Below are 15966 nucleotides of genomic sequence, written 5' to 3'. Positions count from 1 at the left end.
AATAACTAAAACTACGCCATTATATTTTAGTTAATTGAGCTTAATTTAAAAGCTTTAGTAGTGTACTGCATCTTACTTTTTTCAGTTATAATTCTAAAAAATTCAACACACTAGCAAACAACTTAAGGCCCAAAACCATTAGACAAGATATTAAAAATCTCAATTAAATTAGAAAGCAACATCTTACAGATCTGGTGCTACACTTATTAAGATTGAGTACCTTTGCAGCCTAAATTTTTACTATGTCTAACAATGTACGTGTGCGTTTTGCACCAAGCCCCACAGGACCTCTACACATAGGAGGTGTGCGCACTGCACTTTATAATTATCTTTTTGCAAAAAAAAATAAAGGAACCTTCATTCTTCGCATTGAAGATACAGACCAAAACCGTTATGTAGAAGGCGCAGAAAACTATATAATCGAAGCTCTTAACTGGTGTGGCATTCCTTATGATGAAGGCCCAGGCAAAGAAGCAGGATACGGACCGTATAGACAAAGTGAACGCAAGGATAAATATTTTGCATTTGCTGAAAAATTAATTACTTCTGGTGATGCTTATTATGCATTTGACACTTCTGAAGCTCTAGATGAGCACCGCAAAAATCACGAAGAACAAGGTAAAACCTTTATTTACAACTGGCATAACCGCAATAAACTAGATAACTCTTTAAATCTTTCTGCAGAAGAAACACAAAAGCGAATAGATGCAGGTGAAGATTATGTTATTCGATTTAAATGTCCTGAAAGCGAGCTCTTAGAATTAGAAGATATCATAAGAGGTACAGTAGAAGTAAATACAAGTTTGCTAGACGATAAGGTGTTGTTTAAGTCAGACGGCATGCCTACGTACCATTTAGCAAATATTGTTGATGATCATTTAATGGAAATTTCACACGTTATTCGAGGTGAAGAGTGGTTACCTTCAATGGCGCTACATGTATTACTATATCGTGCTTTTGGTTGGGATGCACCTCAATTTGCTCATCTGCCTTTAATTATGAAACCAGTAGGTAAAGGAAAATTAAGCAAGCGTGATGGTGATAAAATGGGCTTTCCCGTGTTTCCTTTATTGTGGAAGGATCCTAAGACAAATGATGTATCAGCAGGTTACAGAGAAGATGGTTATTTACCTGAAGCTGTGATAAATATGCTGGCATTTTTAGGATGGAATCCTGGTACTGAAAAAGAAATCTACAATCTTGAACAATTAATACAGGACTTCGATCTAGAGCGAGTACATAAATCTGGAGCAAAATTTGATCCTGAAAAGACAAAATGGTTTCAACAACAGCAATTACATATCGCTTCTGACGCTTCTCTGGTAGCTGGATTACAAGAAATTCTAGCTCAAAAAAATCTGGAGTTTAAAGATGAGTATGTTCAGCAAGTAATTCACCTGGTTAAAGAACGTGCAGTATTTATTGCAGATTTATGGGATCAAGGAAATTTCTTCTTTGAAAGACCTGAAAATTATGACGAGAAAGCGGTAAAAAAGGCTTGGAAAGATGACACAGCAGAGATTATGATATCTGTTTCTAAAATCGTAAATGATACTGATGATTTTAATGCTGAAAATTTATCTGCTAACATAAAAGATTGGATTCAGAGCGAAGGTTTGGGTTTTGGTAAAGTTATGCAGCCTTTTAGAATTAGCCTAGTAGGTTCTATGTCTGGTCCAGATGTATTTATGATTGCTGCCACTATAGGTAAAGAGCGCACGCTTGAGCGCATTCGTTTTGCGATTGAAAAATTATAATTAAAACTTATTACTGCAGTGCTTAAGGATTCAAAACTTTGAGTACTGCAGTATTATAAAATTTATTTCTACTCTTAGGAACAACTACTCTCAAAATTTTGATATTCCAATCAAAACGTAAGAGCTTTGTTGTAAATATATCTCATTTGCAAAAAATTACATTCCTCCCTTCACCCCTACTGTAACTTAAAATTCTCTGTGTCATAATTTAAATTTGATTTTATGCGTTAGAGCAAAATTCTTTAATTATTTAAAACGCAAGTTTTATTGCAAAACATAAAATTGTGTATTTAAAAACGTTACAAATTTATCAATCACACGACATACTATTGTATTTTTAATAAGTCTCTCATAATGAGAAATAACTAAAAAAAAGATTATGTCGTATTTTTTACCCGTTATCCTATTTATAGGATTAATAATTTTGATTTCTGCTGTTTTTATTGTTAAGCAGCAAACAGCTGCAGTAATAGAGCGCTTTGGTAAGTTCACTAGTGTGCGTAATTCTGGTATTCAACTTAAAATTCCGCTAATTGATAAAATTGCAGGTCGTATAAATTTAAAGATTCAGCAATTAGATGTTATCGTAGAAACCAAAACTAAGGACGATGTTTTTGTACGATTAAAAATTTCGGTTCAATTTCAAGTTGTAAAAAACAACGTCTATGATGCTTTTTATAAGCTAGAAGATCCTCAAAATCAAATTACCTCTTATGTATTTGATGTAGTGAGATCTGAAGTTCCTAAAATGAAACTTGATGATGTTTTTGAACGTAAAGATGATATTGCAATTGCTGTAAAAAGTGAATTAAATCAAGCCATGACAGATTATGGTTATGATATAATAAAAACACTTGTTACTGATATTGATCCAGATCAACAAGTAAAAATAGCAATGAACCGTATTAATGCTGCCGAACGTGAAAAAGTAGCTGCAGAGTATGAAGCAGAAGCAGAACGTATTAAGATAGTTGCTAAAGCACGCGCAGAGGCAGAAAGCAAGCGTTTACAAGGTCAAGGTATAGCAGACCAACGTAGAGAGATTGCAAGAGGTTTAGAAGAGTCTGTAGAGGTTTTAAATAATGTAGGCATAAACTCGCAGGAAGCTTCTGCACTAATTGTAGTAACACAGCATTATGACACTTTACAGTCTGTAGGTGAGAATACAAATTCGAACTTAATACTAATGCCAAATTCGCCACAGGCTGGTAGTGAAATGCTAAATAATATGATTGCTAGTTTTGTGGCTTCAAACCAAATTGGAGAAGAAATGAAAAAGAAAAACGAAGCCAATGGTATTCTTCCTAAGAAAAAAATAAAAAAACCAAGACCAGAATCTGGTTATGATTCTAGTTTTGATGATGATAACGTATAATTTATTCAATTAAATACTTAAATTAAAAAGCCTCAGATTTTAAAATCTGAGGCTTTAATCTTTAGTATAAGATGTATTATTTATCTTGATCTTCTACATTTTTAACTTTAACACGCTTTACACCTAAAATAGAATTAACTGCCTTTAAAACTAATGTCTTTTGAGCAATAGCTCCTACTGTACCTGCAATCATTGATACTGGAGAAAATGAACTTTTAACATCATTCAAACTCAATTTCACTTGTTCTCGATCTATCTGATTCTGAAGTTTAAGAATCTTTAAATCATATTCTATTTCAAAAAAAGATTTATAAACTTTCATGAGTTTCGCGTATTGGTTCTAAATGTTGATTATAAGCAACAGGAGTTTCAGTTGGATTATGTTCTTCTTTTAACTTTGAATCATCATCGTGAAAAAAAATTTTAGAATACTTTGTAAGAACAATCTTAGTTATTACTGGTTTTCCAAAGGTCTTGTAAAGTAAAAATATAAGTAAGTAAAAACCGCCCATTATAAAGTAACCATAACTAACACTATGCAGTGACTCACCAATGATAATTGCTAGACCCACAGAGATGAAAAGAATAAAAATCAAAAAAATACTGCCAGTAACTAGTAAGTTTACTAGTGATACCGCACCACTCATAGATTTTTTAAAAAGATCTAATTTGTAGAATTCTATACTACTATCTAGATACTTTTTAGCATCATCTGCTACTGTATTTATATGTTTAGAAATGTTGAATATAGACATTACCGCTTATACTTTTGCGGTTGGTACATCAATATCTTTAACTTCATCAACTACTTTATTAGCTGTCTTAGCATTTTTAGATCTAAGCTCCTCTAATTTACGCTCCATTGTTACTAAAATATCATCTGCCTTAGTACTTGCTGTTTTCAGCGTATCTTCTAATTTAGCGTCAAATGATTTTTTAGCTTGTTTTGCTGATGCAGTAAGATTTTCTGAAGTTTCACTAATCTGCTTCTCTAATTTCTTTTTTGCCTCTTTAGCGTTTTTAGAAATTTTCTTTCTTGTTTCATCACCACTTTCGGGTGCATATAATAAGCCTAATCCTGCTCCTATTGCTGCTCCTGTAATAAGTGCTAAAATGGTATTTCCTGTTTTTGACATGGTTATAGTTTTAAGTTATAATCAAAATTAACATTGTTTGATGCCAATCTCCGTTAATAACCGGTTAATAAATCAAAGGTTAACCTTAAAGTAATCCTAAAAAAAGACATTTGCCGGCTGCATAAGTACTTTAATTCTAGAGTTTCTCAACTGCATCTTCTAAAAGTGTATCTCCAGAAGTCTTCATTTCTTCAATATAAGTAGCTACATCAGTTTGACTTTTAGATACTTTATCTGTTTTGATAAGTACACTTAAAGTTTCTAGAACGGCTAAACGTGTACCTATCTTTTTTGCTGAAGTATTAAACAGCTCTTTTAGTTCTTCAAATTCAACATTTTTAGCCAATTCATGTATTTGAGCAACACTTTTTAAACGCTTTTCATCAGGTAATTGACCTAGTTTTTTACCTATTTTTTTAATTTCGTTTAGAGCAGGTAGTTGTGGTATTTGCTTAACAGGCTTAGCATTCTGCTGAACTGCGTTTGCAGATTTAGATTCTACTTTTGCCCACGTATCTCTTAACCCTACCGTTCTGTTGAAAACTAGTTTTTCTGGAGTACTTTCTTTATCTACGTTAAAGTATCCCATACGTTGAAACTGAAATATATCTAAAGGCTTTACATCACTCAAGCTTGGTTCTAGGTAACCTGTTATAGTTTCTAAAGATTCTGGATTCAAATAGTTCATAAAATCTACATCTTTATCCCCATCTGGAGATTCGTTGTTAAATAGACGATCATAAAGACGTATTTCTGCTTTAATGGCGTGCTCTATTGAAACCCAGTGTAGCGTGCCTTTAACCTTGCGTAAGCTCGCTTCTGTACCGCTCCCGCTCTGTGAGTCGGGATCGTATGAACAGTGAATTTCAGTAATAGTACCAGACGCATCCTTAATTACAGATTCTCCTTTAATGATATAGGCATTCTTTAATCTTACTTCTTTACCCAAAGTAAGTCTAAAATACTTACTGTTTGCAGACTCTTTAAAATCGTCGCGCTCAATATAGAGTTCTTTAGAAAATGGTACTTTTCTAAAACCTGCACTATCATCTTCCTGATTATTTTCGGCTTCAAGCCACTCTACACTATCTTCAGGATAATTATCTATTATAAGTTTTACAGGATCTAAAACAGCCATAACACGAGGAGCTGTCTTGTTAAGATCTTCTCGTATATTAAACTCAAGTAATGATACATCAATTACATTATCGCGCTTTGCAACTCCTACAGTATCTATAAAATTACGTATAGAGGCCGGTGTATAACCTCTTCTTCGTAAACCAGAAATTGTAGGCATTCTTGGATCATCCCAGCCACTTACAATACCTTCATCAACAAGTTTGAGCAGCTTACGCTTACTCATAATTGTATAACTTAAGTTTAAACGTGCAAATTCACGTTGTTTAGGTTTTACCCCATCTGAGTAAATATGATCTACAAACCACTCGTAAAGCGGTCTGTGTGGCTTAAATTCTAGAGAACATAAACTGTGTGATATTTGTTCTAAATAATCGCTCTCGCCGTGCGCCCAGTCATACATAGGATAAATATTCCAAGTAGTTCCTGTACGGTGATGTGCTTTGTTAATAACACGATACATAATAGGATCACGTAGTAACATATTAGGAGATTCCATATCTATTTTTGCACGAAGTATATGTACACCTTCAGCAAAATCCCCACGTTTCATGCCTTCAAAAAGTTCAAGATTTTCAGCTACCGAACGATCCCTGAATGGACTATTCTTACCAGGCTCAGTAGGTGTTCCCTTCTGTATTGCCATCGCCTCACTAGACTGAGAATCTACATAGGCTTTACCTTCTTTAATAAGCTGAACTGCCCAATCATACAATTGCTGAAAATAATCTGAAGAATAACAAACCTTATCCCAGGTATAGCCTAACCATTTTATATCTTCTTGTATAGCATCTACATACTCCTGCTCTTCTTTAGATGGGTTTGTATCGTCAAATCTAAGATTTACAGGCGCATTGTACGTCTCTCCAAGACCGAAGCTTATACAAATGGCCTTACTGTGGCCTATATGTAAATAGCCGTTAGGCTCTGGTGGGAATCTAAAACGCAGTTTTTCTTTAGAAAAACCATTATTTATATCCTCTTCTACTATTTGCTCTAAAAAATTGAGAGCTACATAATCTTCTGCCATTGTATTATCTGTGCTGTATGAAGGTGTAAAATTACTAAAAATACACGTCTAAGAACGTTTAAAGTATTCTATTTAAAGCAACCATATTCTGGTCTTTCAATTAAACAGAAATAATATCTTTACCACTATAATTATAGTTTTTATGTTAAAAAACTATTTAAATTGATTCAATTCTACAGGAATTTTTTGATTAAATAGTTAATAAGTTATATATAAAACAATTAGCCAAACTAAGCCTTATGGGAATTATAAAACTGAATAAAGTAAAGGTATATGCCTATCACGGTTGCCTTATTGAAGAAGGTCAAATAGGTTCTGATTATTATGTGGATTTAAAAATAAAAACAGATTTAAAAACTCCTGCTAGTACAGATAATCTTAGTGATACTGTAGATTATGTACATTTAAATAAAATTATAAAAGAGGAAATGGCAGAACGTTCTAAACTTCTTGAACATGTATGTCAACGTATATTAGATCGCTCATTTAAAGAAATTTCTGAACTTCAAAAAGCAACAGTAACTGTACGTAAAATCAACCCTCCCATAGGTGGAGATGTTGCTTCTGTAGGTGTATCTATGACTAAAAAGCAATAATCGCTTTCATATCTAAAGAAAAAACTTAAATTTGCACACCAATTCAAAAGGGTGTCGTGGCCGAGTGGCTAGGCTCAGCTCTGCAAAAGCTGCTACAGCGGTTCGAATCCGCTCGACACCTCAACAAAGACTCTTCATAATTGAAGGGTCTTTTTTTTTTATATGTAATTTGAAAATTGCAGCCGTACTGATAAAAGTTAAGGATATTTCTAAAGGAAGATAATTATATAGTAATTGAGTCTCCATTAATATTAAACTCACTTTCTGGAGCGATCTCTTCTATTCGCTTTTCAATTTGCTCAATCTTTGCAGGAAACATTCCCTTAGAAATTAGAATTAAACCAAAAACAAACATTAAAACACTTATACTTCTTTTTATAATAGAGATACGTGTGGGTGTAAGCTTACTTCTTAATTTTTTTGCTAAAAGAATTTTAAAAACGTCGGTTAGTAAATAAGTTCCTAAAATACCTGCGAAGAAAATAAGGAGACGATCTGCATTCATATCTAGCGCAGGACCGGCAGATATTAAAATCACTAACCAAAAACCAAGTACCCCTATATTTATAAAATTGAGTAAAAAACCTTTAACCATAAGACCTATGTAATTACGCTTACTCATAATTACTGTGGGATGCTCATCATCTTCAAGTTTATTGTTTTTTACTCTTAAAAATGAAATAACACCATACATAGACAGAAGCATTCCGCCAAATATAAAAAGTGCAGGATCATCTTTTAGTTTAGCAAGAAGTTGATTTGTACTAAAATAAGCAATGAGAATAAATGTAATATCTGCAAAAACGACGCCTATATCAAAAATAAAAGCCGCTCTAAATCCCTTTAAAGCAGCTGTTTCTAGCAATACAAAAAAAACCGGTCCTACGAGAAAGGCAAGTAAAAAACCGAGGGGTATGGCAGTTGAGAAATCTTGTAGCATTAGGATTTAAAAATCATTATACTACAAAAGTAACTAAATTGACATTAATCACTTCACCACCTCAATACGACCCCCTATAAACTTATCTTTAATAACTTCGGTAGGATTACCATAAACCATTACATCGCCTCCGGCACGTATCTTAATTTGAGCTGTTCTGCGTGCATAAATGTCTGCCTCTCCTCCTGCTTGAATACGTAACGTAGTATCTGTAGTTTCTAGAGACTTTCCTTCAAAAATACCACCTGTATTTATTTCTACATTTTGCTTTTCTGCAGAACCTTTAGCTGTAATTATACCGCCAGTTACTGCACGCATTTCTGCAAATTCAACATCTAAACCTGCTTTAACTAAAGCACCTTCCTGTACGCGTATTTCAATTCTGCTCTGTTCTAATAACTCATTGACCTCTACACGCGCACCTTCATTTGCATCAATAACCCTAAGATTATTGTAATAAACTTCTACAAAAGTCTCATTACCGTCAAAGATCTTATCTAGGTTCATACGTACTTTTAAGACACCATCACTGTTGATAAGTTCAATATTTTCGGTATCCTTTCCTTTTAAAATAACCTTATTTTCAGAAGATTTTATAAGGTTTACCCGCATACGGTCAAAGACTTTTACCTCTGTAAAATCACCTATATTTTTTACATTATCCTGTGCACTAAGGACACCCGATGTTAGTATAACTAACAACACAATTAAATTTTTCATACTGTTTGAGTTTGTAATCTAAAGACAAACGTAATTTTTATTTGTTACACTTTAGAACGCTACTTAGCCTTATTTTCATAATCAGCTTTGGTGCCAACTAATGTAAAATCGAGATGTTTTTTAACTAAATCTGCTTCTTTAACCTTTACATATACCTCATCACCCAGCGTAATTGTTTGTTTTGATTTTCTTCCTACAATAGCATATTGCTCCTGGTCAAAATCATAGTGATCACCTTTAATATCACGTAAGCGTATCATACCCTCACATTTATTATCTATAATCTCTACGTAAATACCCCATTCTGTAACACCAGATATGACACCTAAGAAAGTCTCATCTTTATGCTCCTGCATAAATTTAACCTGCATATACTTAATAGAGTCACGCTCGGCGCTAGTAGCAAGATATTCCATATCACTGCTATGCTTACATTTTTGCTCATACTCTTCTTCACTTGCAGATTTACCTTGATCAAGATAATGCTGTAATAAACGGTGTACCATTACATCTGGATAACGTCTTATAGGTGAGGTAAAATGTGAGTAATAATCAAAAGCCAGACCGTAGTGACCTATATTATCTGTACTGTAAACCGCCTTACTCATAGTACGTATTGTTAAGGTATCTATAAGGTTTTGTTCTTTTTTCCCGGCTACGTCACTAAGCAAATTATTTAAAGATGCCGTAGTACTCTTACGATCTTTATAGTTCATTTTGTAACCAAATCTTCCTGCAATTGTTTGTAGTGCAGCAAGTTTTTCATCATTAGGTTCATCATGAATACGATAAACAAAAGTCTTTTTTGGAGATTGTTTACCTATAAACTCTGCTACTTTTTTATTTGCAAGCAGCATAAATTCTTCAATAAGCTTGTTAGCATCTTTAGAACTTTTAAAGAATACACCTACCGGCTCATTATCTTCATCTAAATTAAATTTTACTTCAACTTTGTCAAATGAGATTGCACCATTTTTCATACGCTGTTTACGCATAATTTTTGCCAATCTATCTAATTCTAAAGTTGCTTCTACTACAGCATCAGGTGAGGTATATTCTTTGCCAGTGATAGAAACTTCAGCAGGTATTTTACCTTCCCGGGTTTCTATAATTTGTTGTGCTTCTTCATAAGCAAAGCGTGCATCGCTATACGTTACTGTGCGACCAAACCATTGATTTAACACTTTTCCTGAAGATTTATCTAATTCAAAAACTGCAGAGAATGTATACTTTTCTTCATTAGGTCTTAAAGAACAGGCATTATTTGATAAAATTTCGGGAAGCATAGGCACCACACGGTCTACCAGGTAAACCGAAGTTGCACGCTCATAGGCCTCATCATCTAAAATTGTTCCTGGAACTACATAATGTGATACATCTGCAATGTGAATCCCTACCTCGTAATTGCCATTTTCTAGCTTTTGAAAACTCAATGCATCGTCAAAATCTTTAGCATCTTTAGGATCTATCGTAAACGTCAAGACATCGCGCATATCACGACGCTTTTTAATTTCTTCTTCCTTTATACTCGTATCTATGTTATTTGCGTAGTCTTCTACTTCTTTAGGAAAATCATGTGGTAATCCATATTGAGCAAGAATAGAATGTATTTCTGTATTGTGCTCACCAGGCATACCTAATACCTGTATGACACGACCAAAAGGAGAATCTGCTTTTTCTGGCCAGTCTTCAATTTTCACAAGAACCTTCTCACCATCTTTAGCGTCACCTATTTTATTTTTAGGAACAAATATATCGGTACGCATTTTACCTTCCGCTGAAGTATTTACAAAGGCAAAACTCTTTTGCATTTGTATTACTCCTACAAACTCATCAGTTTTGCGCTCTATTACCTCTACTATTTCTCCTTCGTGCTTTTTACTTCTACGTTGTTTATAAACGTAAACTTTCACGGTATCGCCATTTAAGGCTTTATTCATATTATTTTTAGGAATATAAATATCCTGCTCCATTCCTTCAACTATCACATAACCATCCCCTTTAGACGTACAATCTAGTTTCCCGGTATGATAGTGTGAAGCCGCGTTGAAACTAAATTTTCCACGTTCTTTTTCTTCTACGTGCTTTTTAGCTATGAGTTGAGACAACTCTTTTACAATCTCATTACGGCTATTAGGATCATCTACCTGAAGTTTAGCAGCAATCTGTTTATGGTTGAATAGCTTACCGGGTTCTCTTTTTAGAATCTTAAGTATTTTCTGAGAAAGGTCAGCAATTTGTGTAGTGGGTCTTCTTCTTTTTTTATTTGGCATTCAATGCTTTGTATTTAATATTAGTAAAATTAGGGTTATTAGCTGAAACTAAAGGGACTATTACGTGAACTTTAAGTTAATCTTAATGCTATAAACATCTTAAAATTCTTATTTAATCGTTTGGTAACCAATTCTTAATCTATAAAAGTTATAAGTTGTTAAAATTAACTTAATTTTACACCTAAATGAATTGTTAGTAACCTATGAAGATACTCAGTATCAAAAAGAATAAAATTCTAATTCTATTTCTAAGTATTTTTATACTTGGGATAATAGTAGTTTTTACGTACGTAAATTCTCAGTTTTAAAATATCAATCTTTAAAATAATAATTAAATAGAGCTCCAATTAAGGGCTCTATTTTTTTTTAGCTTCAGTTGTTAACAGTATATATAATAATCATTTTTCTTTTTTAAAATTTAAATAAAATCTGTTTGTTATTATAGTCTGTTAATAGCGGTATAAGTTTAGCTTTAAGTTTCTTGTTTTTTTAATTGTAGGTAGTTATAAACGTGTTATAAGTGTCATTATACAACTTAAATTAACTGATTTTCAAAGGATCTACCATCGCTATTAACAATTGTTGATAACCCTAGTTAAACACAAATTCTAAATAAGTTTTTACTAACATTTATTAAGAATCACTTTTTTAAATGCTCATAAAGTGACAACAAAAAATAGGAAGATTTACTTGCTTGGTATTACCTATATTCTGCTTTGTTTTTTTTTAATTAGAAAGCAATTTTCATTTTGCTTTTTTGATGACAACTTATGAACAGTCATGTTAACTAAATGTTAACTCGTTGAATATTAAGTCTCTTTACACTTCATATCATTGTAACTCACATAATCCCAGAGTGTTTTTGAAAATGGCTATTAACAAGTGAAAAATTACCCGTGATGTTGTAGATATATAAGTAGATTATATTCTATTCTATATTAGGTCAGTGTCTAGATGGCTTAAAGCTTATTTTAATTATTTATTTTTTTTATTCCTAAAAAAAAATAAAAAGTAGAATGACAATAATAAAATTAGGTTCGAAATAAAAAAATATAGTAATTACGCGTTATCGAATTAAAACTATGGAAATTAAAATACTAGAATTCAATCAACTTGATATTCACATGCTATATGAACTATTACAATTGCGTTCAGCGGTTTTTGTAGTAGAGCAGGATTGTGTGTATCAAGATATAGATGATAAAGATCAAAAAGCAATTCACGTACTGGGCTATAAAGAAGGAAATTTAGTTGCTTATACCCGCATATTTAATAAAGGATTTTATTTTGATGAGGCCAGTATAGGGCGTGTCTTAACTAAACGGGATCAACGTAAATATGGGTATGGTAAACTTATAATGCAGGCTTCTATAAATGAGTTAGAATCTCGCTTTGCGATAAATATCATACATATTTCTGCACAGACCTATTTAAAGAAATTCTATAATGAACTTGGTTTTGTTGAATTTGGTGAAGCATATTTAGAAGATAATATCCCGCATATTAAAATGGTAAGAACCAAATAAAAAACCGCCTTTTGGCGGTTTTTATTTTTGTTATGTAAGGTGCAATTATATCTTAACTGGAGTTTTATTTAGGCTTATACTGTCTAACATCTCATCTGTAAATTTATAATGCCCACGAGTTGTAAGAATTTTAAATTTAAAATTCTTCATATCGCTTAATACATCAAGAAAAAGCCATTTCGATTTCAACAATCTAGGTTTTTTAGATTTTAAACTCAATTCAAAAATGTGCTTTTCACCATCGCGCTCTGCTACAATATCTGGTGTGATTGATACTTCACTACCTCTTTTTATGTATGATTTTGGACTTTCAAAGCCTTCTGTATCGGCTTTTATATTTTCAAATCCTCTATCTTCTAAATAGCTAATTGCAGTTCCTAAAATTTCTGTGTTCTTATCTGTATCCTTATCTATAGTTATCATAATCATAAGATAGTAAACGAGTTTGTTAATATTCTTAAGATTGGGTTAAACCCTTAAATTTTAGTGTTAAAATATTGAATTCTAAAACTAAACTTTAAAATAATGCTTTTATTACGGGTTTAAAATTTTAGAATAGCGCTTAGTATCTTTTAAAATTGAAATAGCTTCTGCAATCTCCTCATTATGTTTTATTTGATACTCATAAAGGCCTTCTTTATAGAAATACCGTTTTACAAGTTCGTCTACAATTAAATTAGAAATCTCTTTTTCTTTAGAATCCAGTTGTTGTTTTTTAGCAGAATCAATAGACTTCATAAGACCGGCATATTGGGTACTAATTTCTTTTTGAAGGTTATCTTTTTCTGCAGTAAGAAATGATTTTTCTAAATCTTTTTCAGTTTGCGTCTGGTATGTAAATCCTTTTTGTTCAAGAAAAGTTTTAAAAGCTGTATAGTCTGTACTGGTAAATTTAAAATCTTCTAAGTTATCATAATTATGCTTGTAGAAATAGTCTGTAGCAAAGTCAAAAATTGCCTGATCCATTAATAAAGCTTCTGTAATCGCACTTAATTTTGCAGACTCTACTTGAATGTCTGGTAACACTCCACCACCATCATATACCGTTCTACCCATTCTTGTTTTAAACTCATTATAATCTTCAACATTAGTACGTATCGCATTACCCTGATCATCACGGTTCCAGTAATCAAGTGCTTGTATACAACGACCGCTAGGTGTATAATATCTAGAGATCGTAACTTTTAACTGGGTACCATACGTAAGCTCTTTAGGACGCTGTACAAGACCTTTTCCAAAACTTCTGGCACCTACAATAACAGCACGATCATAATCCTGTAATGAACCAGATACGATCTCGCTAGCAGAAGCACTGCGACCGTTTATTAACACAGCTACGGGAATATTAACATCTAAAGGTTCATTAGGTGTGCGGTACTCTTGATTGTATTTCTCAATAACAGATTTTGTAGTGGTAATTACCTGTGCTTTAGGAATAAACAAGTTACTAACATTAATAGCTTCTGTTAATAAACCACCGGGATTTCCTCTTAAGTCTAGAATAATAGAAGTAGCTCCTTCACTTTTTAATTGTTTTATTGCATCTGCTGTTTCTGAAGAAGCTTTTTTGTTGAATTTAGACAACACAACGTACCCTATATTTCCCTCTATTAGCGTATAAAATGGGACCGCTTTAATATCTATTTCTTCACGTTTAAGAGTGGTCTGCTTTATAGTGCCCTGGCGTTTAAAAGATATGGGAATAGATGTTCCCGGTGCTCCTTGCAGCAAATCACCGGCATCAGCATTAAAATCTGCTATGGTAATATCTCCTATTTTTATAAGCTCATCACCCGCCTGCAAACCGGCCTTATCTGCAGGATAATCTTTGTAAGCTTCGAGAATTTTAATTTTCTTATCTTTTGTAATGACAGATGCTCCTATACCGGTGTATTCTCCAGTATTATTAATGCGCGCATCTTCTACCTCCTGCTCAGTCCAGTATTTAGTGTATGGGTCCAGTTCAGAAAGCATACCTTCTATTGCAGCGTCCATTAATTTTGAAGGATTTACCTCATCAACATAATTCATATTAAGCTCCTTAAATAAGGTGGTAAATATTTCAATCTGCTTAGCGATTTCAAAAAAATCGCTCTTAAAACTAACTGTAGTAAATAGAATTACCACTGCCGTTATCGAAACCAATATTCTCTTTCTCATAAATCTATATTGATGAATTTTTCTTTTTAGCATTTCTTTTCTGCCATCTGCGTAGTAAAAAGATAGCCACCAGTAAAATAATAATAAAAGGCCAGATATAAATGAGACCCAGTAAAAAGGTAGAAATACCCTGCCAACCACCTTTTATTGCTTGTAAAATTTTAGAACCGTACGATTTTGTAATTCCGTTTTCAACCGTAATCTTGTAAAAGTTAACGGTTAGTGTACTGTACGAAACCTGTTTTGATAAGTAATTTAGACGACCCTGTTTAGACTCAATCTCTTCTCTAATCACTGAAAGTTCACGCTCTATTTCAAGAATATCTTTTACCGAATTTGCTTTCTTCAATAAATCGAGATAACGCGTTTCTAATTTGCGTTTGGCATCTAGACGCGCTTCGAGATCTATAAATTCTTCGGTTACATCACGCCTTGAAATAGATTTTTCATCAAAAAAAGCTACACCATCACTTATTAAATCTAGTGCTTTCTGAAAATTTTGAGTAGGAACACGCAGTTCTAATTCCTGAAAATTTCGAGAATAATCTTTACCCGAATTTTCATTTTGTACATACCCATTTGAAGCTTCTACAGCTTTCAAAACCTGGGTGCGTGTTTGTAGCAAATCATTTGTCTCGAAGCGTATTCTTCCCGTTTTGATAATTTTTTGATCTGTGGTAGCAACTTGAAAATTGGGAACCGTTTGCTCATCTGCATATACATCATTTTCGATATGCATTGCTCCTATATTTTCAACCTCACTAGAAGGAGAACCGCACATGTACATCAAACCCAGTAACGTAAAGCCAAGAATCTTCATAACCTATATTTTAATTTATAATAATGGGTAGTTCAAATACTCTCAAATTGCGGTTACGAGATATACTAAGCTACATATTTTCTAAAGTTTGATTCTCTTTAGTATTAAATTTTAAGATCAACTTCAACATTGCTTTTTCAATTTCTGAGTAGGTCAATACTTCTCTTCCCGTATAAATAAACATAAACGCAAATGTGCCCTCATTTGTTTGAAAATCAGTTTTATTTTTGCGGTAAACTTCGCGCATTACCCGCTTTAAGCGATTGCGGGTAACTGCTAATTTGTGATTACGCTTAGCAACAGAAACCCCAGCTTGTATGTTTATTCCTTCTTCGTAAAGTGGTGCTTTTGTATAAAAAAGCAACAAGGGATATGAACTCACTTTTTGACCTTCTTTAAAGAGAAGATCAATGAGTTTTTTACGTTTTAAATGTTCTTTTTTGGGGAAAGTTTGATTCATTTTTTTGCCATTCGGCGAAAGGATTTGAGGTGTAAA

Annotated in this window: 15 protein-coding genes and 1 tRNA gene; 5 read left to right on the top strand and 11 right to left on the bottom strand. The window is 33.0% G+C overall.

Going from position 1 to position 15966, the window contains the following annotated elements; genetic code table 11:
• The first annotated feature begins 242 nt into the window (after nucleotides 1-242).
• Together gltX and ACIGAM_RS03055 are read left to right on the top strand one after the other, a co-directional pair.
• Nucleotides 243-1757, top strand: coding sequence for a glutamate--tRNA ligase (gene gltX, locus ACIGAM_RS03060; RefSeq protein ID WP_396509981.1), 1515 nt, complete (start codon nucleotides 243-245; stop codon nucleotides 1755-1757).
• A gap of 379 nt (nucleotides 1758-2136) precedes the next feature.
• Nucleotides 2137-3132 (top strand): SPFH domain-containing protein, encoded by a 996-nt coding sequence (locus ACIGAM_RS03055; RefSeq protein ID WP_396509980.1) that lies wholly within the window; start codon nucleotides 2137-2139, stop codon nucleotides 3130-3132.
• A 76-nt stretch (nucleotides 3133-3208) separates the two neighbouring features.
• Here the strand turns inward: ACIGAM_RS03055 and ACIGAM_RS03050 are convergent, their stop codons facing one another.
• From ACIGAM_RS03050 to ACIGAM_RS03035, 4 genes are all read right to left on the bottom strand, one after another.
• Complete coding sequence (locus tag ACIGAM_RS03050) at nucleotides 3209-3454, bottom strand: DUF6327 family protein (RefSeq protein ID WP_396509979.1); 246 nt, start codon at nucleotides 3452-3454, stop codon at nucleotides 3209-3211.
• Complete coding sequence (locus ACIGAM_RS03045) at nucleotides 3441-3887, bottom strand: hypothetical protein (RefSeq protein ID WP_396509978.1); 447 nt, start codon at nucleotides 3885-3887, stop codon at nucleotides 3441-3443. The genes ACIGAM_RS03050 and ACIGAM_RS03045 overlap by 14 nt, the downstream gene beginning before the upstream one ends.
• A gap of 6 nt (nucleotides 3888-3893) precedes the next feature.
• Nucleotides 3894-4268, bottom strand: coding sequence for a YtxH domain-containing protein (locus ACIGAM_RS03040; protein WP_396509977.1), 375 nt, complete (start codon nucleotides 4266-4268; stop codon nucleotides 3894-3896).
• Between the two features lie 136 nt (nucleotides 4269-4404).
• Entirely contained in the window at nucleotides 4405-6435 is a 2031-nt protein-coding gene (locus ACIGAM_RS03035) for a glutamine--tRNA ligase/YqeY domain fusion protein (protein ID WP_396509976.1), read from the bottom strand.
• Nucleotides 6436-6674: 239 nt separating this feature from the next.
• Here ACIGAM_RS03035 and folB point away from each other — a divergent pair, with 239 nt between their 5' ends.
• Both folB and ACIGAM_RS03025 read left to right on the top strand, forming a co-directional pair.
• Entirely contained in the window at nucleotides 6675-7031 is a 357-nt protein-coding gene (gene folB, locus ACIGAM_RS03030) for a dihydroneopterin aldolase (protein ID WP_396509975.1), read from the top strand.
• Nucleotides 7032-7081: 50 nt separating this feature from the next.
• Nucleotides 7082-7152: transfer RNA gene (locus ACIGAM_RS03025), tRNA-Cys, on the top strand.
• A 102-nt stretch (nucleotides 7153-7254) separates the two neighbouring features.
• Here the strand turns inward: ACIGAM_RS03025 and ACIGAM_RS03020 are convergent.
• Genes ACIGAM_RS03020 through rnr form a run of 3 tightly spaced genes read right to left on the bottom strand, consistent with a single transcriptional unit; the run spans nucleotide 7255 to nucleotide 10964 of the window.
• Nucleotides 7255-7971, bottom strand: coding sequence for a LysE family translocator (locus ACIGAM_RS03020; RefSeq protein WP_396509974.1), 717 nt, complete (start codon nucleotides 7969-7971; stop codon nucleotides 7255-7257).
• Between the two features lie 48 nt (nucleotides 7972-8019).
• Nucleotides 8020-8691 carry a head GIN domain-containing protein gene (locus ACIGAM_RS03015; RefSeq protein WP_396509973.1) on the bottom strand — a complete coding sequence of 224 codons (672 nt, stop codon included), beginning with the start codon at nucleotides 8689-8691 and terminating at the stop codon, nucleotides 8020-8022.
• Between the two features lie 59 nt (nucleotides 8692-8750).
• Nucleotides 8751-10964, bottom strand: a complete 2214-nt coding sequence (gene rnr / locus ACIGAM_RS03010) for a ribonuclease R (RefSeq protein WP_396509972.1) — start codon at nucleotides 10962-10964, stop codon at nucleotides 8751-8753.
• A gap of 1082 nt (nucleotides 10965-12046) precedes the next feature.
• Here rnr and ACIGAM_RS03005 point away from each other — a divergent pair.
• The gene (locus ACIGAM_RS03005; protein ID WP_396509971.1) at nucleotides 12047-12490 is read left to right on the top strand and encodes a GNAT family N-acetyltransferase; all 444 of its coding nucleotides are present in this window, start codon (nucleotides 12047-12049) and stop codon (nucleotides 12488-12490) included.
• Nucleotides 12491-12535: 45 nt separating this feature from the next.
• Here the strand turns inward: ACIGAM_RS03005 and ACIGAM_RS03000 are convergent, their stop codons facing one another.
• From ACIGAM_RS03000 to rnpA, 4 genes are all read right to left on the bottom strand, one after another.
• Nucleotides 12536-12913 carry a hypothetical protein gene (locus ACIGAM_RS03000; RefSeq protein WP_396510087.1) on the bottom strand — a complete coding sequence of 126 codons (378 nt, stop codon included), beginning with the start codon at nucleotides 12911-12913 and terminating at the stop codon, nucleotides 12536-12538.
• A 111-nt stretch (nucleotides 12914-13024) separates the two neighbouring features.
• Complete coding sequence (locus tag ACIGAM_RS02995; RefSeq protein WP_396509970.1) at nucleotides 13025-14650, bottom strand: S41 family peptidase; 1626 nt, start codon at nucleotides 14648-14650, stop codon at nucleotides 13025-13027.
• A gap of 4 nt (nucleotides 14651-14654) precedes the next feature.
• The gene (locus tag ACIGAM_RS02990; RefSeq protein ID WP_396509969.1) at nucleotides 14655-15470 is read right to left on the bottom strand and encodes a DUF4349 domain-containing protein; all 816 of its coding nucleotides are present in this window, start codon (nucleotides 15468-15470) and stop codon (nucleotides 14655-14657) included.
• Nucleotides 15471-15540: 70 nt separating this feature from the next.
• Nucleotides 15541-15930, bottom strand: coding sequence for a ribonuclease P protein component (gene rnpA, locus ACIGAM_RS02985; protein WP_396509968.1), 390 nt, complete (start codon nucleotides 15928-15930; stop codon nucleotides 15541-15543).
• Between the last annotated feature and the right edge of the window lie 36 nt (nucleotides 15931-15966).

This window comes from Leeuwenhoekiella sp. NPDC079379, from assembly GCF_044542075.1.
GTDB lineage: Bacteria > Bacteroidota > Bacteroidia > Flavobacteriales > Flavobacteriaceae > Leeuwenhoekiella.
The sequence above is the reverse complement of the archived record's forward strand: the minus strand, read 5'-3'. Positions and strand labels throughout refer to the sequence as shown.